Here is a 20,194-nt window from a genome sequence, read left to right as displayed (position 1 = left end):
CCGCTCGGTCAACGAGGCGGCGTCTGGCTCCGCACCGGGTCGCGCGGTCTGACGAAGGGAATGTCGCCGTGCAACAGGCCGATTTCATCATCACGACGACGCCACTGCAGCGGCCGATCCGTCGGTCAAGACAGGCAGATACCACAGCGGAAGGTTGCCCTTGGGTCGGCGAGGTCAAGGTGGCAAGGAGCGCCTTATGCTCCTCAAGGGCGTCGGAGGGGAACCCTGCCACGTCCTCGCCGGAGCCCGTTCAACCCTGGGGTTCGAGGCGCTGCCCGGAGATGGCATCGAACAGATGCAGGTGCTCTTCCGGCACGCGCAGCTGCAGCAGGCTACCCGGCGCCGGGCGTTGCTGATGGGGCAGGCGCACGACCAGCGACTGGTCGCCCCAGCGGCCATGGGCCAGGTTGTCGGCGCCAAGGATCTCCAGCGTGTGGACCACCAGTGGCAGCCCCTGCCCCGGATCGCCGCAGGGCTGCAGATGTTCGGGCCGGATGCCCAGGCTGATCGAGCGCCCGGCCAGATGGCGATAGCCCGGACCCAAGGGTAGCCCCAGGCCACCCGGCAATTCGCAGTGACTGCCGGCGGCGTTCACCTGGCCGTCCAGCAGGTTCATCGCCGGACTGCCGATGAAGCTGGCGACGAAGCGCGTCGCCGGGCGCTCATAGACCTCCACTGGCGTACCGAGCTGCTCGACCACCCCACCCTGCATGACCACCACCCGCTGGGCCAGGGTCATGGCCTCCACCTGGTCATGGGTCACATAGAGGCTGGTGGTATTGAGGCGCTGGTGCAGCTGCTGCAGCTCCAGGCGCATCTGCACGCGTAGCTTGGCGTCCAGGTTGGACAGCGGCTCGTCGAACAGGAACACCGCCGGATCGCGCACCATGGCGCGACCCATGGCCACCCGCTGTCGCTGGCCACCGGACAGTTCCCGCGGCCGGCGTTCGAGCAGCTTGTCGAGTTCCAGGATGCGCGCCGCCTCCTTGACCCGGCTGGCGATCTCGGCGCGGCCGAGACCGGCGATCTTCAGGCCCCAGGCCAGGTTCTCGGCCACGCTCATGTGCGGATAGAGGGCATAGTTCTGGAACACCATGGCGATGCCGCGCGCCTTGGGTTCAAGCGCGGTCACGTCGGTTCCGCCGATATGGATGCTGCCGGCACTGACCCGTTCCAGGCCGGCCACCAGTCGCAGCAGGGTGGACTTGCCGCAGCCCGAGGGCCCCACCAGTACGATGAACTCGCCGTCCGCCACCTCCAGGTCGAGGGGCTGGATCACCTGGGTCTTGCCACCGTTCCAGCTCTTGGAAACGGCTCTTAGTTCGAGTTTTGCCATGGTTACTTTTCGCTATCCACCAAACCGCGTACGAAGGCGCGTTGCATGACCAGCACCACCGTCACCGGAGGGATCAGGGTGAGCAGCATGGCCGCCATCACCTGATTCCACTGCGGCGCCCGCTCGCCGAGCGAGAGCATGCTGCGGATGCCCGCCACGGCCGTGCCGAGGTCGGGGTTGCTGACGATCAGCAGCGGCCAGAGGTACTGGTTCCAGCCGTAGATGAAGGTGATGACGAACAGCGCCGCCAGGTTGGTCCGTGACAGCGGCAGCACGATGTCGCGAAAGAAGCGCAGGGGCGAGGCGCCGTCGATGCGCGCGGCCTCCAGCAATTCGTCCGGCAGGGTCAGGAAGAACTGGCGGAACAGGAAGGTGGCGGTGGCCGAGGCCATCAGCGGCAGGGTCAGGCCGGCGTAGCTGTCCACCAGGCCCAATTGGCCGAGGGTGTCCACGGTGGGAAAGATGCGCACCTCCACCGGCAGCATCAGGGTGATGAAGATCAGCCAGAAGGCCAGGTTGCGCAGTGGAAAGCGGAACCAGACGATGGCGAAGGCCGAGAGGATGGACACCGAGAGCTTGCCCAGGGTGATGCCCAGCGCCATCAGGAAGCTGTTGAACAGCAGCAGCCAGAAAGGCGCCGTGCTGTTGCCGACGCCCTGGGTCCAGATCAGGCTGAGGTTGTCCCAAAGGTGGCGACCCGGCACCAGCGTCATGGGCGTGGCGAACACCGCCTGGTCGTCGAGGGTGGCGGCGACGAAGGCCACATAGAGCGGAAAGAGGATAACGGCGATACCCAGCACCAGCATGAGGTGGCACAGCAGCGTCAGCCCACGGCGATTCTCGATCATTGATAGCGTACCCGGCGTTCGACATAGCGGAACTGCAGCACCGTGAGCACGATGACCAGCAGCATCAGCACCACCGACTGGGCGGCGGAGGCCGAAAGGTCGAGACCGGTGAAGCCCTCGCGATAGATCTTGTAGATCAGGGTGGTAGTGGCCTGCACCGGCCCGCCGTTGGTGGCCGCATCGATCACCGGAAAGGTGTCGAAGAAGGCATAGACCAGGTTGACCACCAGCAGAAAGAAGCTCACCGGCGCGATCAGCGGCAGGGACAGCTGCAGGAAGCGGCGCAACGGCCCGGCCCCATCGATGGCGGCGGCTTCCACCAGCGAGCGTGGGATGGATTGCAGCGCGGCGAAGAAGAACAGGAAGTTGTAGCTGATCTGCTTCCACACCGAGGCGAGCACCACCAGGAACATCGCCTGGCCGGCATTCTGGGCGTGGTTCCAGGCGTAGCCGTAGTGCTCCAGCAGCAGGGTGAGCAGGCCAAGGCCGGGGTTGAACAGAAAGATCCACAGCACCGCGGCGATGGCCGGAGCCACCGCATAGGGCAGCAACAGCAGGGTCTGGTACAGCCGGCTACCGCGCACCACCAGATCGACCAGGGCGGCGAAGACCAGGGAGACCAGCAGGCCGCAGCCGGTCACCAGGGCGCTGAACTTCAGGGTGGTCCAGAAGGAGGCCAGGTACAGGGGGTCATGGAACAGCTGAATGAAGTTGTCCAGGCCGACGAACTGGCTGGAGAGCCCGAAGGGGTCGAGGCTCTGTAGCGAATACCAGAGCGTCTTGCCGGCCGGCCAGAGAAAGAACACGGCGGTGATCGCCAGCTGCGGCGCGAGCAGCGCATAGGGCAGCCAGCCGGAGGGAAAGACCTGACGCGATGTGGACATGGGCGGGAAAGTCGTTGCGAGAAGAAGGGCCGGCGCCGGCAGGAAGCATGCCGGCGCCGGGGCAGACATCAGCCTTACTGGCTGGACTTCTCGAAGCGACGCAACAGGGCATTGCCGCGTTGCACGGCGGCGTCCAGCGCCTGCTGCGGGGCCTGCTTGCCGGTCCAGACGCCTTCCAGCTCCTCATCGATCACCGCGCGGATCTGCGGCATGTTGCCCAGGCGCAGGCCCTTGGTGAAGGCCAGTGGCGGCTTGTTCAGCATCTGCCGGGTGGCGATGTCGGCCCCCGGGTTCTTGGTGTAGAAGCCTTGCTCGCGGGTCAGGTCGTAGGCCGCCTTGGTGATCGGCAGGTAGCCGGTCTGCTGGTGCCACTCGGCCGCGATCTCCGGCTGCGCCAGGAAGGCGAGGAATTCGGCCACGCCGCGCTTCACCGCCGCGTCCTGGCCCTTGAACACCCAGAGGCTGGCCCCACCGATGATGGCGTTCTGCGGCGCGCCCTTGAGGTCGCCGTCGTAGGGCATCATGGCCACGCCGAAATCGAACTTGGCATAGTGGCGGATGTTGGCCAGGGAGCCGGACGAGGTGGTGAGCAGGCCACAGTCACCGTTGTAGAACTTCTCGGTGGGTTCGTCCTTGCGCCCGACATAGGTGAAATCACCCTTCTTGCCCATCTCCTGCAGCAGGGCGATGTGCTTGACCTGGGGCGCCTTGTTGAACTCCAGCACGGCGTCGGTACCTAGGTAGCCGTTGTCGCGGCTGGCGAACGGCAAGCCGTTCCAGGCACTGAAGTTTTCCAACTGGACCCAGCTCTGCCAGCCACTGGTGTAGCCGCATTTCATGCCGGCGGCGCGCAATTTGGCGCTGTCCTCGGCCAGCTCCTGCCAGGTCTTGGGCGGCGACTGCGGGTCGAGGCCGGCCTTCGTGAAGGCGTCCTTGTTGTAGTAGAGCACCGGCGTCGAGCTATTGAAGGGCTGCGACAGTAGCTGCCCGGTCTTGCCATCGCTGTAGTAGCTGGCGACGGTAGGCACGAAGCGCGACTCGTCGAAGGCAAGGCCGGCATTCTTGAACACCTGGTAGACCGGCTCGATGGCGTTGGACGCCATCATGGTCGCCGTGCCCACCTCGTAGACCTGCAGGAGGGCCGGTGGCTTGCCGGTACGGAAGGCGGCGATCCCGGCGGCCAGGTTCTGCTCGTAGTTGCCCTTGTACACCGGCTGCACCTGGAATTCCGGGTGCGTCTGGTTGAATCGCTGGGCCAGGGAATCGACTTCCTTGCCGAGCTCCGCATCCATCGAATGCCAAAAGGGAATGGGCGTCGCCGCCAGTGCCTGACCGCTGCTCATCAGCTTAAGAACCAATCCCAACGTCATACCGCGAAGCGAAGCCTGCATGTCTGTGCCGCCCTTGCCGATGGTTTAGAAGCAGGAAGCGCGAAATCGCGCCTCCTCTCGTTCGCAAGGCAACATGCCAGGGCAAGATGACAGCAAGGCTACAGCGGAGGCACTAGCCGAATCGCAAGGAAACGCGTGATACAGAGGGGTTCAGATCCGAAAACCCTCGGCGATCAGCCCGGCCAGGTGAGCGCAGGCGGGGCTGCGTTCGCCCGGTGGCGAGGCCAAGCGCAATTCGTGCACCGGCAGCCTGGGGAAGCCTTCTTCCGGCGACAATTCGCGCATCGGCGGGGTCATGCGCGCCTGGTCAGTGATGGCCACCGCCTGACCCAGTTCGACCGCGGCCTCCAGCGCTGAAGAGGCGGCGCTGGTCACTACCGCGTGCCAGCGACGGCCCTGGCCGGTCAGCAGGTCGATGCCCAGTTCGCGATAGCTACAGCCTTCGCCATGCAAGGCCAGCGGCACGCTGGCATCCGGACTCGGATGCAGCCCAGGGCCGGCGACCCATACCGGCTGGGTGTGGGCGAACATCTGGCCGTCCGCCCGGTCGCTGCGGGGCGGCCCGACCAGCAGCGCCAGGTCCAGCAGTCCCTGGCCGAGCCAGCGACGGAGTTGGCTGCTGTTGCCGGTCAGCACCTCCAGCACGATTCCCGGGTGCTCGCCCTGCAACCGCGGCAGCACCGCTTTGAGCAAGCGGGCCGCATAGTCTTCGGCCACGCCCAGGCGCACCTCGCCCACCACTGGCTGACCGGTGAGACCCGCGAGGATACGGTCGTGGGCCTGCAGCAGGTCGGCGGTCTCCAGCAGCACGCGGCGCCCGAGCGGAGTCAGGGTCACGGCCTGGTTGTCGCGCTCGAACAGCCGGCCACCGGTCTGCTCCTCCAACCGACGAATCTGGCTGCTCACCGCCGAGGGGCTGCGGTTGAGCTGCAGCGAGGCGGCGCGGAACTGCCCCAACCGGACGATGGTGTGGAAGGTACGCAGGACGTCGATGTCGAGGGGAGCAGGCATTATGCACCTTTATCGAATCATATATGCTGATAATGTCGTTTGAGTGTATTACCAGTCTGGCCCAGGCTCAAGGCATCCCGTCCCCAGGAGCCTGGCCATGACCCGTGCCCTTTCTTCCCCCCTGCTACGTCAATTCGCCCTGGTACTGTGCTGGAGCGCTGGCTTCGTCGGCTATCGCTATGCCGCGGACCAGGCCCCTACCCTGCTGGTGACTTTCTGGCGTCTGCTGCTGGCCGCCGCGCTGCTGCTGCCCTTCGCCTGGACCGACGTGCGACGCCTGCCGCTGAAAGTCATCGGTCAGCAGGCGGTCATTGGAGTGCTCGCCTTCGCCGGCGCGGCAGCGCCAGCGGCCAAGGCCATCGAACTGGGCGTCTCGCCTGGGCTGGCGGCGCTGCTTTCGGATCTGTCGCCGCTGCTGGTGGCTCTGGGTTGCTGCCTGCTGCCCGGCCAGCGCACCAATGGACGCCAGTGGCTCGGACTGGCCCTGGGGCTGGCGGGGGTGTTGCTCGCCACCGGGGCAGGACTGGGACTGGGCGTGGCACCGCGCTGGGCCTATGCCCTGCCACTGGGCGGCGCCCTGGCGCTGGCCCTGGCGACCCTGGTACAGAGTCGCCTGCCCCCCAGTCGCCTGGCCCTGCGGACCCAGCTGTTCATCCAGCTCGCGGCCAGCAGCCTGGTAATGCTGGGAGTGGCTGGGATAGAAGGTCCCCTGACACCTCCGCTGACCCTCGGCTTCGCGCTGGCGGTACTCTGGCTGTTGATCCCTACCCTGCTCGGCTTCGGCCTCTACTGGCTATGCCTGCGCCAGGGCAGCCCCCAGGCAGTGAGCGGCGCTCTCTACCTCAGTCCGCCGGTAGCCTTGCTGTGGGCCTGGGCCTGCTTCGACGAGCCCCTGGCGCCGGGCATGCTGCTCGGCCTGCTGTTCGCCCTGGCGGGGTTGCTCTGTTTGAATGCGGCGGAGCGCACTGGCCGACTGGAGCCTGCAATGGACAGATGACGGCATCGCCGCGCCGCATCCGGCGTCACCCTTCCCTACCTATAAAGACAGCTCAGGGTGCATCAGCAGGGCCTTTGTAAGCTGGCATGACCCTTCATGCCGGCCCTGGCCTTGCTTCCAACCTGGGCAGGCACGGGGCAGAAGCTGTGACTGGAAAGCGTGATGCTGACAGCCGTCAGCATCACCACGCGCCTCGTTCATCGCGAGGCGCGCGCCGGATCAGGCCTTGTCGTCGGCTTGGTCGTCGTCATCCTTGAGCGCAGGCTTCTTGCCTGGTTGTGGCGCGTGCTCGGCATCGGGCGCGATGTCCTCGCCATGATGCTTCTTCTCTTGTTGCACTTTCTTGTCGTGGGCGACGTTACGGGGATCGGTCATGGGATTTCCTTGGCTTGAAAGTCATTCGGACACCCATCGACGCATCATGCGGGCAGTGTTGCACCGGGGTGATGATTCGATCCTGACCGCGCGCGGCCGTTCACCGTGCGCGACGAAGAGGCCCGACCATTCAGGTCCTTTGCCGCAAGGATTGTCGCCGCCCGTACGACGTGCCTAGTACTTGAGTCGCCGTTCCTTGGAGGGCGGATAGCCGAAGTAGGCCGAATATCTTTTGCTGAAGTGCGTGACCGAGGTGAAGCCGCAGGCGACCGCCACCTCCAGTACCGACAGCCTGGAATGCTGCAGCAGGCGACGGCCCTCGGTGATGCGCAGTTCCAGGTAGTAGCGCATGGGCGCGGTGTCGAGCTGCTCGCGGAACAGCCGCTCGACCTGACGCCGCGAGCGGCCGGCGTAGTCGCACAGCTGCTCGATGGTCAGGGGCTCCTCGATGTTGGCTTCCATCAGGGTCACCACCTCGCGCAGCGGCGGCGTCATCTGCACCTTGAGGGTGGGATTGACCTGGCGGAAGCGCGATTCCTCGAAGGCCAGGATATTGACCAGGCCATCGGCCAGGGCGCTCCCGCACTGGGCACCGATCCATTCGAGGAACAGGTGGAAGGCGCCACTGGGGCTGGCGGCGGTCAGCCGGTCGCGATCCAGTACATGGCTTTCCGCCGAGGTCTTGCAGCCACGCACACGCTCGCTGAAGGCGCTGCGGTGCTCGGGATGGATAGCGCAGCGATAGCCGTCCAGCATCCCGGCCTGGCCCAGTTGCCAGGCGCCGTTCCACAGGCCACAGAGGGTCACCTGCTGCTTGGCCGCGCGCACCAGCAGCGCCTTGAGCCGCGGATCCAGCTCCAGGGGCGTTCGCAGCCCGCCACAAACCACCAGCAGATCGAAGCGGGCGCTCTCCGCGGCGCGGTAGTCGCCGTCCGGACGGATGACGATGCCGAGGTCACTGAGCACCTCGGCGCCGGTCGGGCTGTAGGTCCGGGTGGCGAAGGTCCCGGCGGCCAGCAGGTTGGCGGTGACCAGGGTATCCAGCGCCTGGGTGAAGGACGGCAGGGAAAAGTGATCAAGCAGGATGAAGCCGACCAGCCGGGAAAACTCCGGCCGTGGCCGCGTCGACTGCAACTGCAGGTAGTTCTTGCCCTGGATACCGCTGCCAAAGGTTCTTGAATCGATCACGTCCTACCGCCCCGCTCCTTGCCTCGGGCCCATCCTAGCCCAAAGCCGCGTTCCCACCTGGCGGGAGAACCGCCGCCCACCATGTCGCCAGCGACCAGGGTCCCGTCGAAATCAGCGTTCACGTTGCCGGCGAACAGCAGGCTGCCGTCCGGTTCGTAGGTCCACCTGTGATAGGGGCAGACCCGCTTGGCAACCTTGCCCTGCTCGTCCTCGCAGACCTTGGCACCACGACGGCGACAGGCGTTATGGAAGGCCCGCACCTGACCGTCACTGCTGCGCACCACCGCCACCGGGTAGTCGCCGATCTGCAGGGTGAAGTACCGGCCGGGCTTGGCGATCTCGAAGGTGTGGCCGGCGAAGATCCAGTCGCGATGCCAGAATTGTTCGAGGTCCTGGCGACAGACCTCGGGATCGCTGTACAGCGCACGGGCCGGTCTCGTAGCCGAGGCAGAGGGCTTCGGGCAGCTCGCGGCCACTGATACGGCGGCCCTGGGCGTGCAGGGCATCGGCCAGGGCCAGCAGTGCCGGGACCGCGGTGCGGCATGGCCCTTGGAGGTGAAGTGCCCCTCGTGGGCGTCCAGGCTGTCGGCGGTGAACCCTCCCGCCCAACCCGCGCCCAGCAGATTCACCGGGGTGCCATCGAAAGGCAGGCGACTCATGAATTCGCCACCGGGATAGTGCTTGCACGCATAGCCATAGAGAGTCTGACTGGTGGCATTGGACACCGCCACGGCCATGGTGCCGAGGATGTCCAGCAGGCTCTTCTGCAGGATGGCCCGGCTAGGGCGCGGTCCCTGGTCGAGGGTGAGGGCTTGGCAAAAGGCGTAGAGCGACATCCGCGGACTCCCTTGTTGTTGGCTGCCGAGGTTGGCCGGCAACAGACAATGAGTCAGGGTCGGGCGATGGCTCCAACGACTTTTTCGCCGGGCAAAGGATAACCGCAGGTCAGGCGGGCGCCCGGCCGAGGCGGCCAAGCAGCCACTGCTGGAAGCGCCGCACCGCCTCGCTGTCTTCCATTTCCTCGCGGATCGACAGGTAGTGGCGGCTGTTGCGCAGGACCACCTGCTCCTGGATCGGCCGCACCAGCTGGCCCTGTTCCAGCAGCGCCGCCACCAGGTGATTCCAGCCCAGGCTGATGCCCTGGTGCGTCAGCACCATGCCGATGATCAGGTTGTAGTCGTTGGCATTGAACAGCGGCGGACGCCCGGCCGGACGCTCGTCCAGATCAATGCCCTGGAAGGCCAGCCAGACGCCCCAGTCGACGTGCTCGGCCACCTGGGAGCGACCGTAGGGACTGAGGTTGAGCAGGGCCGCGTCGCGTACCCCTTCGAGGGTGCGGATCTGCGGATGGCGTTCGAGATACAGCGGCGAGCACACCGGATAGATGATGTCGTGGAACAGCGCCGTGCTGCGATAGCCGTCGCGCACCTTGGGCATCTTGGTGATGAAGGCGTCCGGCTGCACCCCCGGCTCCATGGCCAGGAAATTCTGCGTGGTGACCAGATTCAGTTCGATCTCGGGGTGGCTGGCGAAGAAATCCGGCAGGTGCTGAGACAACCACAGTGCCGAGAACGCCGGCGAGCAGCACAGGGTGAGCATGTGCCGGGCGGTCTGGTTGCTGCGGATGCGTTCGGCGGCCTGGGCGATGTTGACGAAGGATAACTGGGCCGCATCGAAGAACAGTTCGCCCGCCGGGGTCAGCGCCACCGCGCGCCCGACCCGGCTGAACAACTGGGCCCCGAGATAGCCCTCCAGCTCGCGGATCTGTCTACTGATCGCCGCCTGGGACACGCACAGCGCCTCGGCAGCGCGGGTGAAACTTGCGTACTTGGCCGCCGCGACAAAGGCCTTCACCGCGCGCAACGAAGGCATTTTCAGCAGCAGCGTATCGGGATCGACGGCTTTGGACATCGCGACTCTCGACGGACGGAAAAGGGGCGGACCACCATTATTGGCCATGGCCGCGCGACTTTGGAGCCTGTGGAGACGCCAGGCATATCTCACGGCGACACCTCTGGCGCGCTCAGCGAAATCATAACGTGACGTTATCAAATCAGGGCTGGAAATGTTGTTGGATTTGCCCGGAGTCAGCTTATAGATTTGCTGAAAAGCCCCGTTCCGAGGGCCACCAGAACAACAAGAAGGGACCGCCGTCGTGAAGACAGACACCCATTTCCTCTGCCCAGCATCTCTCATCAATCAGAACTGCACAGCGGTGGTGACTGCCTGTGCTGGGCGCGAAGGAGGCATGGCATGACCCGCTCCGACGAAATCATCTCGGTCCGTAACATCTACAAGGTGTTCGGCTCTCAGGCGGACACCGCCATGGCGCTGGTCAGGGCGGGGGCTTCCAAGGCGGAGGTGTTCGAGAAGACCGGCCAGGTCATCGGGGTCTTCGATGCCAGCTTCTCGGTCATGCGCGGCGAGATCTTCGTGATCATGGGACTGTCCGGCTCGGGCAAGTCGACCATGGTGCGGCTGTTCAATCGCCTCATCGAACCCACCGCTGGCACCATCTTCCTCAACGGCCGGGAAATCACTGGCCTCAGTGACAAGGACCTGTTGCAGGTCCGCCGCAAGGACATGGGCATGGTGTTCCAGTCCTTCGCCCTGATGCCGCACATGACGGTGCTGGACAACGTCGGCTTCGGTCTGCAGATCAGCGGCGTCGCCGAAAAGGAGCGCAACAGCCGCTCCATCACCGCGCTGCGCCAGGTCGGCCTGGCCGGCCAGGAAAACTGCTATCCGCACCAGCTCTCCGGCGGCATGCAGCAGCGCGTGGGCCTGGCCCGGGCGCTGGCCAACGATCCAGCCATCCTGCTGATGGACGAAGCCTTCTCGGCCCTCGATCCGCTGATCCGCCACGAGATGCAGGGCGAGCTGATCAAGCTGCAACAGCAACAGGACCGCACCATCATCTTCATCTCCCACGACATCGAGGAAGCGGTCCGCATCGGCCATCGCATCGCCATCATGGAAGGCGGCCGGGTGGTGCAGATCGGTACCCCGCGCCAGTTGCTGTGCCAGCCGGCCAACGACTACGTGCGCACCTTCTTCAACGGCTTCGATTCCAGCCGCATCCTCAAGGCCGGCGACATCGCCCAGCGGGATGCGCAGATCGCCTATAGGCCCGGTCGCGAGACCCCGATCACGGCGGACACGCCGATCAGGGACATCTTCGGCACCGTGGCCCGCGCCAGTGCGCCCGTACCGGTCGTGGACGCCGCCGGCGCCTATCAGGGCTGCATCTCCCAGGGTCGCCTGCTGAGCTATCTCGGCGGCCACTGATCGCTGTTTTCCTTTGTTGAGGGCGCGCAGGCGCGCCGGAGGCCCCGCTCATGTCCGATTTCAGCATTCTTGATCCCTTCAAGACGATTACCGTTCCGGTGGGCTCCTGGGTGGAAGCCGCGCTGCGCTACCTGGTGCACAACTTCCGCGAGGTGTTCCGCTCCATCCGCTGGCCGGTGGACCAGGTCCTGGACGGCATCCAGGCCGCGCTGATGTCGGTGCCGCCGACCGTGTTCATCCTGCTGGCCGCCCTGCTCGGCTGGCAGATCGGCGGTCGCCGCATCGGCGTGCTGACCCTGGTCATGCTCACCGCCCTGGGACTGATCGGCGTGTGGAACGACGCCATGGTCACCCTTGCCCTGGTACTCACCTCGCTGGTGTTCTGCGCGGTGATCGGCATCCCGCTAGGCATCCTCAGCGCCCGCAGCAATCGCCTGGAAATGTGCATCCGCCCGCTGCTGGACGCCATGCAGACGCTGCCCGCCTTCGTCTACCTGGTGCCGGTGGTGATGCTGTTCGGCATCGGCAACGTGCCGGGGGTCATCGTCACCATCATCTTCTCGCTGGCACCGCTGGTGCGCCTGACCAATCTGGGCATCCGCCAGGTGCCGGAAGACAAGATCGAAGCCGCCCGTGCCTTCGGCTGCACGCCCTGGCAGATGCTGGTCAAGGTCCAGCTGCCGCTGGCCGCGCCGACCATCATGGCCGGGGTCAACCAGACCCTGATGCTGGCGCTGTCGATGGTGGTGGTGGCCTCGATGATCTCGGTCGGCGGACTCGGCCTCATGGTCCTCAGCGGCATCGGTCGCCTGGACATGGGCCTGGCCAGCGTCGGCGGTATCGGCCTGGTGTTGCTGGCGATCTTCCTTGATCGCTTCACCCAGGCCATGGGCGAGCGCAGCGCCCACCTGGCCAGCGGTCAGCGCTGGTACCACAGCGGCCCGGTCGGCCTGGTGGTGCGTCTGGTCGGCAAGAAAAAAGCGCTGCCGCATCCGGTTACGCCTTGAACCTGCCTTTCACCGCAGAACATCAACTCACAACGACAGGTGCTCCATGAATCTTTCCGCATGCAAGAAAGCGCTCCTGACCGGCTTCGCCGCCTCCCTCCTGGGTCTGGCCCTGAGCGGCGCCGTCCATGCCGCTAGCGCCGACCAACCCGGCGCCGGGGTGAAAGTCACGCCGATCTTCCCCACCATCGCCGAAGAACGCTTTCGCGGCGAGATCGCCATAGCCGGCCTCAAGGCGCTGGGCTACGACGTCAAGGCCCCCAAGGAAACCGACTACCCGGCGCTGTTCCTGGCGCTGTCCTATGGCGACGCCGACTTCACCGTGCACATGTGGGAACACATGCACCAGGCCTTCTATGACAAGGCCGGCGGCGACGACACCATGGTCAAGGCCGGTAACGTGATGCCAGGCGTGCTGCAGGGCTTCATGATCGACAAGAAGACCGCCGACCAGTACCACATCAAGGACATCTCGGACTTCAAGAAGCCGGAAATCGCCAAGCTGTTCGACAGCAATGGCGACGGCAAGGCCGACCTTACCGGCTGCAACCCCGGCTGGGGCTGCGAGGTGATCGTCGAGCACCAGCTCAAGGCCTATGGCCTGAACGACACCGTCACCGACAACCGCGGCTCCTATTTCGCGCTGATGGCCGACACCATCCAGCGCTACAAGGACGGCAAGCCGATCTTCTACTACACCTGGGTGCCGCAGTGGATCTCCAGCGTGCTGGTGGAAGGCCGGGACGTTGTCTGGCTACCAGTGCCCTTCACCTCGCTGCCCGACGGCAAGAACGATGTGAACACCACCTTCGAGGGCAAGAACCTGGGCGCTCCCATCGACAACGTCGTGGCGGTGATCAACAAGGACTTCGCCAGGAAGAACCCCGCCGCGGTCAAGTTCCTCTCGGAGCTGAAGATCGCCACCGCCGACGAAAGCGCCCAGAACCTCAAGATGCAGAACGGCGAGAAATCGCTGGACGACATCAAGCGTCAGGCCGCCGAGTGGATCAAGGCGCACCAGGCCGAGTGGGACGGCTGGCTGGCGGACGCCCGCGCCGCTGGCCAGAAGTGATCGCCTAGACGGCGCCAGCGCGCCGTGACCGGGCAGTAGTCGGGCACAGCGCCACCACGACGTACCGGACCGCCGGGCCTGAACGGCCTGAGCCCGCGGCCCGGCCCTGAACGACCTCAAGCGACATCCTGCCTCCCCGGGAGGCGGGCAAGCCCTGTGCGCCTCGCGTTCAGGCCAGACGCTTCACCAGAGACGGTTGCGCACCATGAAAGTCCAAGCCCTGCCCGCCGACGACAACACCTGTGGCTGGTACCACACCAGTGCCCCGCGCACGCCCCGGCCCAGCCATCGCGGCCATAGCGAGGCGCCCTGGGTGGTGGTCGGCGCCGGTTTCACCGGGCTCGCTGCCGCGCGGCAGCTGGCGCTGAAGTTCCCGGACGACGAGGTGATCCTGGTGGAGGCGCAGGAGGTCGGTCTGGGCCCGGCCGGGCGCAATGCCGGCTTCGCCATCGATCTGCCCCACGACATCGGCGCCGAGGACTACATCGGCGACATCGGCATCGCCCGCACCGTGCTCAAGCTGAACCTGAGTGGCCAGGCCTACCTGCGCCGGCAGGTCGAACGCTACGGCATCGATTGCCAGCTGCAGGCCTGCGGCAAGTATCAGGCCGCTGTCGAGGAACGCGGTCTGGCAGTGCTCGATGCCTACCGGCGCGGCCTGGACAAGCTCGACCAGCCCTACCAGATGATCGAACGCGAGACCCTGCCCGAGCATCTGGGCACGGACTTCTATCAGCGGGCGCTCTATACCCCTGGCGCGGTGCTGATCCAGCCCAGCGCCCTGGTCAAGGGTTTGGCCGAGAATCTACCAGCCAATGTCACGCTCCATGAGCGCACGCCGATCCTGGACGTGGACTACGGTCCGCGCCCCGAGCTGCGGCATGCAGCTGGCCGTATCACCGCCGGCAAACTGGTGCTGGCCAACAATTCCTTCGGCCAGCACTTCGGCTTCCTGCAGGGGCGCATGCTGCCGATCTTCACCTACGGCAGTCTCACGCGGCAGTTGACGCCCGACGAGCAGGCGCTGCTGGGCGGCAAGCCCTTCTGGGGTGCCATCCCTGCCGACCCTTTCGGCACCACGGTGCGGCGTACCCCCGACCAGCGCCTGCTGATCCGCAACAGCTTCAGCTTCAACCCCGATGGCCGCAGCAATCCCAAGCATTTGCAGCGGGTGCTGCAGCGTCACCAGGCCTCCTTCGCCCGCCGCTTTCCCATGCTGCCAAAGGTAACCTTCGAGTACACCTGGGGTGGCGCCCTGGCCATGACCCGCAACCACAACGGCTTCTTCGGCCAGCTGGCCCCCAACGTCTATGGCGCCCTGGGCTGCAACGGCCTGGGCGTCACCCGCGGTACCGCCACCGGCAAGCTGCTCGCCAACTGGCTGGCCGGCGAGCGCGACGAACTGATCGATTTCCTGCTCGCCGCGCCCGGGCCCAATGCCAACCCACCGCAGCCGTTCCTCTCGGCCGGCGTCAATTTCAACCTCTTGTGGGGACAGTACCGCGCCGGCTGCGAAAGCTGACGGCCGCACCCTCCCCGCTGACATCCGTGCAACCTCTGGAGGCTCCACCCATGAACTTCGACGGCATCTACACACCGGCCATCACCCCGCTCAAGGCGGACGGCGCCATCGACCAGGCCGGTTTCGCCCAGGTCCTGGAATACCTGATCGAGTCCAAGGTGCACGGCATCGTGGTCGGCGGTTCCACCGGCGAGTACTACGCCCACAGCGGCGAAGAGCGCCTGGCGCTGATCGCCCAGGCCTGCGACGTGGTGGGCCAGCGCCTGCCACTGGTGATCGGTACCGGCGCCATCCGTACCGAGGATTCGGTGGTGTTCGCCCAGGCCGCGCGTGAGCACGGCGCCGACGCCCTCCTGGTCGGCACCCCGCCCTATGCCCTGCCGACCCAGCAGGAGATCGCCGAGCACGTACTGACGGTGGATCGCGCCGCCGACCTGCCGATCATGCTCTACAACTATCCGGGGCGGATGAACGTGGCCATGGGCGAGGACTTCTTCGCCGCCATCGCCGGCTGCAGCAATGTCCAGTCGATCAAGGAAAGCAGCGGCGACATGGCGAGTCTGCACCGCCACGCGGTCAAGCGCCCGGACCTGCAGCTTTCCTGCGGCTGGGACGACCAGGCCCTGGAATTCTTCGCCTGGGGCGCGCGCAGCTGGGTCTGCGCCGGCTCCAATTTCGTGCCGCGCGAGCACGTGGCGCTCTATGAGGCCTGCGTACTGGAGCAGGACTTCGCCAAGGGGCGCCGGATCATGGCGGCCATGCTGCCGCTGATGGATTACCTCGAAGGCGGCAAGTTCGTGCAGTCGATCAAGTACGGCTGCGAACTGGCCGGCCTGCCCAACGGCGGCGTCCGCGCGCCGCTCAAGGGCATGAGCGAAACCGAACAGGCCGAACTGGCGCAGGTGATCGCCGCGCTGAAGAACAACGTCGCCCGTATCGTCCAAGGAGCCTGACCATGACCGATCTGCTGAGCAAAGCCGCCTACGCCGACCTCGCCGCCACCGTCGAGCTACGCACCCAGGCCTTCATCGATGGCGCCTTCGTCGCCGCCCAGAGCGGCCAGACCTTCGTCACCAGCAACCCCGCCACAGGGGTCGAGCTGGCGCGGGTGGCGGCCTGTGGCGCCGCCGACGTCGACCTTGCCGTGGCCGCCGCCAAGACCGCCTTCGAGGACGGTCGCTGGAGCGGTCTGCACCCCTCCGCGCGCAAGGTCGTGCTGCAGAAATTCGCTGCGCTGCTGGAAGAACACGCCCATGAACTGGCGGTGGTCGAGAGCCTCGACAGCGGCAAGCCGGTGCGCGAGTGCCAGACCATCGATGTGCCCGAGACCATCAACACCCTGCGCTGGCACGCCGAGCTGATCGACAAGATCTACGACGCCACCGCCCCCACCGGCGCCGGCGCCCTGGCCATGGTGGTCCGCGAGCCCATCGGCGTGGTGGGTCTGGTGCTGCCCTGGAACTTCCCGTTGCTGATGCTGGCCTGGAAGATCGGCCCGTCGCTGGCTGCCGGCTGCTCCATCGTGGTCAAGCCGGCCAAGGAGACCACCCTGAGTGCCCTGCGGGTGGCCGAGCTGGCCCACCAGGCTGGGGTGCCGGCCGGCGTGTTCAACGTGGTGCCCGGCAGTGGCAAGGAAGCCGGCGAGCCCATCGGCCGTCATCCCGATATCGCGGCAGTCAGCTTTACCGGCTCCACCGACACCGGGCGGCTGTTCCTCAAGTACGCCGCCGAATCCAACCTCAAGCGCATCGTGCTGGAACTTGGAGGCAAGAATCCAGCCGTGGTGATGAACGACGTCGAGGATCTTGACCAGGTCGCCCAGCACGTGGTCAATGGCGCCTTCTGGAACATGGGCGAGAACTGCTCGGCATCGTCGCGGCTGATCGTCCATCGCGAGGTCAAGGACGCCCTGCTGGAGCGCGTCCAGGCCCACTTGCAGGACTGGCAGCTGGGCGATCCGCTGGATCCCGAAAATCGTCTGGGCTCGATGGTCAGCAAGGCACACTTCGACAAGGTGCGTTCCTACCTGGAACATGCCAGCGAGCAGCAGCTCAAGCTGGTGACCGGTGGCGCGACCCGCGAGGGCGTCTATGTAGAGCCGACCATCGTCGATGACGTGGACCGTGACAGCCGCCTGTTCCGCGAGGAGATCTTCGGCCCGGTGCTGAGCGTGACCCCCTTCGACACGCTCGACGAAGCCCTGGAGCTGGCCAACGACACCGCCTACGGCCTGGCCGCCTCGGCCTACACCGGCAACCTGCGCCACGCCATCAAGCTGGCCCGTGGCATCCGTGCCGGCATCGTTACCGTCAACTGCTTCGGCGAGGGCGATGCCTCCACTCCCTTTGGCGGCTACAAGGAGTCGGGCTTCGGTGGGCGCGACAAGTCGCTGTGGGCCCACGACCAGTACACCGAGATCAAGACCATCTGGATCGACGCGTCTTGATCTCGAGCTAAAGACGCTATTCGGTCCGCTGCCGCAGCGCAGCGGACCGTCCTCCCCTGCCTGGCCGCGCTCGACATCAGTACCCTGGCTGACCAGGTGGCGGCGGTCCGCCGTTCGCTGCGGCGCTGATCTCGCTGGCTAGCGCTTGCCCTGTGCTGCCTCCCCGTAGCCAGAACGGACGTGCTGGCTTCCTCGCCCGGCCGCGCACCGACGACCGCCATCCCACCTGGCGCCCTTAGCCTGCTAAGCTTCGCCGCTTTTTTGCCACCTGCCCGTGCAGGTCGCCGCAGGCGGTGGGTGCACCGCCCTGCACCCCATGACCGAGAATGGCCGCCAGAGCCAACGTCCGGCCCCTTCAACTGCCAGCTGGAAATTCCATGTCCACCGCCTCTCCGAGTCTGCAGCGCCGGCTCAAGCCCCGTCACCTCAACATGATCGCCATCGGCGGCTCCATCGGCACCGGGCTGTTCGTCGCCTCCGGCGCCACCGTGGCCACCGCTGGTCCCGGCGGCGCCCTGGCGGCCTATGCGCTGATCGGTTTGATGGTCTACTTCCTCATGACCAGCCTCGGCGAAATGGCCGCCTACCAGCCGGTGTCGGGCTCCTTCTCCATCTATGGCAGTCGCTTCGTCGAGGACGGCTTCGGCTTCGCCCTGGGCTGGAACTACTGGTACAACTGGGCGGTGACCATCGCTGCCGAACTGGTGGCGGCGCAGCTGGTAATGGGCTTCTGGTTTCCCGAGGTGCCGGGGCTCATCTGGAGCGCGCTGTTCCTCGCACTGATGTTCCTGCTCAATGCGGTGTCGGTACGCGGCTTCGGCGAGAGCGAATTCTGGTTCGCGCTGATCAAGGTGGCCACCGTGGTGGTCTTCATCGGCCTGGGCCTGGCTGCCATCCTCGGCATCTTCAGCGGCATCGAACCGCCGGGGCTTTCCGTGTTCACCCAGGGCGAGGCGCCCTTCGTCGGCGGCCTGCAGGCCATGGTCGGGGTGGCCATGATCGCCGGCTTCTCCTTCCAGGGCACCGAGCTGATCGGCATCGCCGCCGGTGAATCGGAGAATCCGCGCAAGAACGTGCCCATCGCCATCCGCCAGGTGTTCTGGCGCATCCTGATGTTCTATGTGCTAGCGATCTTCGTCATCGGCATGCTGATTCCCTACACCGATCCGCGCCTCTTGCAGAACGATGCCACCGATGTTTCCGTCTCGCCGTTCACCCTGCTGTTCGAGCGCGCCGGCCTGGCCTTCGCCGCCAGCCTGATGAACGCGGTGATCCTCTCGGCGGTGCTCTCCGCTGGCACCTCGGGCATGTACGCCTCGACCCGGATGCTGCACAGCCTGGCCGAACAGGGCAAGGCGCCGCGGCTGTTCGCCCGCGTCTCGCGCAATGGCGTGCCGCGCAATGCCCTGCTGGCCACCACCGCGGTGGGCGCCCTGTGCTTCTTTACCTCCCTGGTCGGCGACAAGGCCCTCTATGGCTGGTTGCTCAACACCTCGGGCATGTGTGGCTTCATCGCCTGGCTGGGCATCGCCGTCTCCCACTATCGCTTCCGCCAGGGCTACCTGGCCCAGGGTCGCCGCCTGGAAGACCTGCCCTACCGCGCCAAGCTGTTCCCCTTCGGGCCGCTGCTGGCCTTCGCCCTCTGCCTGGTGATCACCCTGGGGCAGAACTATGCCGCCCTGTTCGGGCCGAACGGCGTCGACTGGCTAGGCCTGGCCGCCACCTACATCAGCCTGCCGCTGTTTCTCGCCGTCTGGCTGGGCTACCGCTTCAAGCACCGCAGCCGCCTGGTTAAGCTCAAGGACATGGACGTCAGTCCGAGCGGGGACTGAGCGACCGCTAGCGGGACCTGCCGGCTGCGCCCGGCGGGTCCCGTGCTAGCATCCTGACCTTTCCGGTCGACTCGCCAGCGCTGCCATGGGCAACACCCTCGCCTCCCAACTGATCCCCGAGATCCTTACCTACATCGCCTCTCACCAGCTGGCGGTGGGCACACGACTGCCCGAGCGCACCCTGGCCGAGCGGCTGCGCGTCTCCCGCTCGCCGGTGCGCAGTGCCCTGCAGCAGATGGCCGACCAGTCCCTGCTGGCGCGCCATCCCGAAGGCGGCTTCGCCGTGGCCGCCGCGGCCCTGGACGCCACGCCCCAGGCGCGCGAAGAGGTGTCCGCCAGCGAGCGCCTGTACCTGACCATCGCCCGCGACCGGATCGAGGGCGAACTGCCGCTGAAGGTCACGGAAAACGAGTTGATCCGCCGCTACCAGGTCACCCGTGGGCAACTGGCCGACATCCTCAGACGCATCGTCCAGGAAGGCTGGGCCGAGCGCCTGCCAGGCTATGGCTGGAGTTTCGTCGAAGGCCTCACCTCGCCCGACGCCTACGCCCAGAGCTATGCCTTCCGCCTGCTGATCGAACCCGCCGGCATCCGCGACGCCGGCTTCACCCTGGATGCCGGTGAATTGCGGCGCTGCCGCGATGAGCAGGCGCTGCTGGCCGCAGGCCGGGTGTTCGAGGCCTCGCCCGCGGAAATCTTCGACGCCAACACCCGCCTGCACGAGACCATCGCCCGCTGCTCTGGCAATGCCTTCATCCTCGATGCGCTGCGCCGCCTCAATCGCCTGCGCCGGCTGATCGAGTACCAGAAGTCGGTGGATCGCCAGCAGGCCCAGCGCCGTTGCCAGGAGCATCTGCAGCTGATCGATCTGCTGCTGGAGGGCCACCGCGAGGACGCGGCAGCCTTCATGACCCTGCACCTCGGCAACGCGCTGCAGGAAAAGCAGACGGCGCCCGCGAGCTGAGCCTGCGGCGCCAGGGGCCTGCCCGCCAGGGCG

General features: G+C 66.2%; 17 protein-coding genes and 1 pseudogene. 9 read left to right on the top strand and 9 right to left on the bottom strand.

Going from position 1 to position 20,194, the window contains the following annotated elements:
- Window positions 1–250 precede the first annotated feature (250 nt).
- The 5 genes from APT59_RS04875 to APT59_RS04855 all read right to left on the bottom strand — a co-directional run bounded on the left by APT59_RS04875 (window position 251) and on the right by APT59_RS04855 (window position 5,470).
- Window positions 251–1,336 (bottom strand): sn-glycerol-3-phosphate import ATP-binding protein UgpC, encoded by a 1,086-nt coding sequence (locus APT59_RS04875; RefSeq protein WP_059313820.1) that lies wholly within the window; start codon window positions 1,334–1,336, stop codon window positions 251–253.
- Between the two features lie 2 nt (window positions 1,337–1,338).
- Window positions 1,339–2,184, bottom strand: coding sequence for a sn-glycerol-3-phosphate ABC transporter permease UgpE (ugpE, locus tag APT59_RS04870; RefSeq protein ID WP_059313819.1), 846 nt, complete (start codon window positions 2,182–2,184; stop codon window positions 1,339–1,341).
- Window positions 2,181–3,068 carry a sn-glycerol-3-phosphate ABC transporter permease UgpA gene (gene ugpA, locus APT59_RS04865; RefSeq protein ID WP_059313818.1) on the bottom strand — a complete coding sequence of 296 codons (888 nt, stop codon included), beginning with the start codon at window positions 3,066–3,068 and terminating at the stop codon, window positions 2,181–2,183. Before ugpA ends, ugpE begins: the two co-directional genes overlap by 4 nt.
- A 74-nt stretch (window positions 3,069–3,142) precedes the next feature.
- On the bottom strand, window positions 3,143–4,411 hold the full coding sequence (gene ugpB / locus APT59_RS04860) for a sn-glycerol-3-phosphate ABC transporter substrate-binding protein UgpB (RefSeq protein WP_237140570.1): 1,269 nt from the start codon (window positions 4,409–4,411) through the stop codon (window positions 3,143–3,145).
- 198 nt (window positions 4,412–4,609) lie between these two features.
- On the bottom strand, window positions 4,610–5,470 hold the full coding sequence (locus APT59_RS04855; RefSeq protein ID WP_059313816.1) for a LysR family transcriptional regulator: 861 nt from the start codon (window positions 5,468–5,470) through the stop codon (window positions 4,610–4,612).
- Between the two features lie 97 nt (window positions 5,471–5,567).
- Here APT59_RS04855 and APT59_RS04850 point away from each other — a divergent pair, with 97 nt between their 5' ends.
- Entirely contained in the window at window positions 5,568–6,467 is a 900-nt protein-coding gene (locus APT59_RS04850) for a DMT family transporter (protein WP_059313815.1), read from the top strand.
- A 219-nt stretch (window positions 6,468–6,686) separates the two neighbouring features.
- Here APT59_RS04850 and APT59_RS22365 read toward each other — a convergent pair whose 3' ends face one another.
- The 4 genes and pseudogenes from APT59_RS22365 to APT59_RS04830 form a co-directional block, all read right to left on the bottom strand.
- Window positions 6,687–6,842 carry a hypothetical protein gene (locus tag APT59_RS22365; RefSeq protein WP_156428930.1) on the bottom strand — a complete coding sequence of 52 codons (156 nt, stop codon included), beginning with the start codon at window positions 6,840–6,842 and terminating at the stop codon, window positions 6,687–6,689.
- A gap of 174 nt (window positions 6,843–7,016) precedes the next feature.
- Window positions 7,017–8,030, bottom strand: a complete 1,014-nt coding sequence (locus APT59_RS04840) for a GlxA family transcriptional regulator (protein WP_059313813.1) — start codon at window positions 8,028–8,030, stop codon at window positions 7,017–7,019.
- A gap of 104 nt (window positions 8,031–8,134) precedes the next feature.
- Window positions 8,135–8,455: pseudogene (locus APT59_RS22820) on the bottom strand (aromatic ring-hydroxylating oxygenase subunit alpha); the annotation flags it as partial.
- A 520-nt stretch (window positions 8,456–8,975) separates the two neighbouring features.
- Complete coding sequence (locus tag APT59_RS04830; RefSeq protein WP_059313811.1) at window positions 8,976–9,941, bottom strand: LysR substrate-binding domain-containing protein; 966 nt, start codon at window positions 9,939–9,941, stop codon at window positions 8,976–8,978.
- Between the two features lie 342 nt (window positions 9,942–10,283).
- On the opposite strand from APT59_RS04830, the gene APT59_RS04825 reads away from it, so the two are divergent.
- The 8 genes from APT59_RS04825 (at window position 10,284) to APT59_RS04790 (ending at window position 20,161) form a co-directional block, all read left to right on the top strand.
- Window positions 10,284–11,318: a quaternary amine ABC transporter ATP-binding protein gene (locus APT59_RS04825; RefSeq protein WP_059313810.1), complete on the top strand. Its 1,035-nt coding sequence runs from the start codon at window positions 10,284–10,286 to the stop codon at window positions 11,316–11,318.
- A gap of 50 nt (window positions 11,319–11,368) precedes the next feature.
- Window positions 11,369–12,325: a glycine betaine/L-proline ABC transporter permease ProW gene (gene proW, locus APT59_RS04820; protein ID WP_059313809.1), complete on the top strand. Its 957-nt coding sequence runs from the start codon at window positions 11,369–11,371 to the stop codon at window positions 12,323–12,325.
- Between the two features lie 46 nt (window positions 12,326–12,371).
- Window positions 12,372–13,397, top strand: coding sequence for a glycine betaine/L-proline ABC transporter substrate-binding protein ProX (gene proX, locus APT59_RS04815; protein ID WP_059313808.1), 1,026 nt, complete (start codon window positions 12,372–12,374; stop codon window positions 13,395–13,397).
- 205 nt (window positions 13,398–13,602) lie between these two features.
- On the top strand, window positions 13,603–14,919 hold the full coding sequence (locus tag APT59_RS04810) for an NAD(P)/FAD-dependent oxidoreductase (protein ID WP_059313807.1): 1,317 nt from the start codon (window positions 13,603–13,605) through the stop codon (window positions 14,917–14,919).
- Window positions 14,920–14,969: 50 nt separating this feature from the next.
- The gene (locus APT59_RS04805) at window positions 14,970–15,872 is read left to right on the top strand and encodes a dihydrodipicolinate synthase family protein (RefSeq protein ID WP_059313806.1); all 903 of its coding nucleotides are present in this window, start codon (window positions 14,970–14,972) and stop codon (window positions 15,870–15,872) included.
- A gap of 2 nt (window positions 15,873–15,874) precedes the next feature.
- Complete coding sequence (locus APT59_RS04800) at window positions 15,875–17,365, top strand: aldehyde dehydrogenase (RefSeq protein WP_059313805.1); 1,491 nt, start codon at window positions 15,875–15,877, stop codon at window positions 17,363–17,365.
- A gap of 377 nt (window positions 17,366–17,742) precedes the next feature.
- Window positions 17,743–19,197 carry an amino acid permease gene (locus tag APT59_RS04795; protein ID WP_059313804.1) on the top strand — a complete coding sequence of 485 codons (1,455 nt, stop codon included), beginning with the start codon at window positions 17,743–17,745 and terminating at the stop codon, window positions 19,195–19,197.
- 85 nt (window positions 19,198–19,282) lie between these two features.
- Window positions 19,283–20,161, top strand: coding sequence for a GntR family transcriptional regulator (locus APT59_RS04790; RefSeq protein WP_059313803.1), 879 nt, complete (start codon window positions 19,283–19,285; stop codon window positions 20,159–20,161).
- Window positions 20,162–20,194: the final 33 nt, after the last annotated feature.

The organism is Pseudomonas oryzihabitans (assembly GCF_001518815.1).
In the GTDB taxonomy this organism is placed as follows: Bacteria; Pseudomonadota; Gammaproteobacteria; order Pseudomonadales; family Pseudomonadaceae; genus Chryseomonas; species Chryseomonas oryzihabitans_E.
Note: the sequence above shows the minus strand (reverse complement) of the source record. Positions and strands in the feature narration are given on the sequence as shown.

Bases quoted from the DNA above. Each gene is read 5' to 3' on its own strand.
- APT59_RS04875 (WP_059313820.1), bottom strand. From the start codon at position 1,336: ATGGCAAAACTCGAACTAAGAGCCGTTTCCAAGAGCTGGAACGGTGGC.
- proW (WP_059313809.1), top strand. From the start codon at position 11,369: ATGTCCGATTTCAGCATTCTTGATCCCTTCAAGACGATTACCGTTCCG.
- ugpB (WP_237140570.1), bottom strand. From the start codon at position 4,411: ATGAGCAGCGGTCAGGCACTGGCGGCGACGCCCATTCCCTTTTGGCAT.
- APT59_RS04790 (WP_059313803.1), top strand. From the start codon at position 19,283: ATGGGCAACACCCTCGCCTCCCAACTGATCCCCGAGATCCTTACCTAC.
- APT59_RS04795 (WP_059313804.1), top strand. From the start codon at position 17,743: ATGTCCACCGCCTCTCCGAGTCTGCAGCGCCGGCTCAAGCCCCGTCAC.
- proX (WP_059313808.1), top strand. From the start codon at position 12,372: ATGAATCTTTCCGCATGCAAGAAAGCGCTCCTGACCGGCTTCGCCGCC.
- APT59_RS04850 (WP_059313815.1), top strand. From the start codon at position 5,568: ATGACCCGTGCCCTTTCTTCCCCCCTGCTACGTCAATTCGCCCTGGTA.
- APT59_RS04830 (WP_059313811.1), bottom strand. From the start codon at position 9,941: ATGTCCAAAGCCGTCGATCCCGATACGCTGCTGCTGAAAATGCCTTCG.
- ugpA (WP_059313818.1), bottom strand. From the start codon at position 3,068: ATGTCCACATCGCGTCAGGTCTTTCCCTCCGGCTGGCTGCCCTATGCG.
- APT59_RS04825 (WP_059313810.1), top strand. From the start codon at position 10,284: ATGACCCGCTCCGACGAAATCATCTCGGTCCGTAACATCTACAAGGTG.
- APT59_RS04810 (WP_059313807.1), top strand. From the start codon at position 13,603: ATGAAAGTCCAAGCCCTGCCCGCCGACGACAACACCTGTGGCTGGTAC.
- APT59_RS22365 (WP_156428930.1), bottom strand. From the start codon at position 6,842: ATGACCGATCCCCGTAACGTCGCCCACGACAAGAAAGTGCAACAAGAG.
- APT59_RS04800 (WP_059313805.1), top strand. From the start codon at position 15,875: ATGACCGATCTGCTGAGCAAAGCCGCCTACGCCGACCTCGCCGCCACC.
- APT59_RS04855 (WP_059313816.1), bottom strand. From the start codon at position 5,470: ATGCCTGCTCCCCTCGACATCGACGTCCTGCGTACCTTCCACACCATC.
- APT59_RS04805 (WP_059313806.1), top strand. From the start codon at position 14,970: ATGAACTTCGACGGCATCTACACACCGGCCATCACCCCGCTCAAGGCG.
- ugpE (WP_059313819.1), bottom strand. From the start codon at position 2,184: ATGATCGAGAATCGCCGTGGGCTGACGCTGCTGTGCCACCTCATGCTG.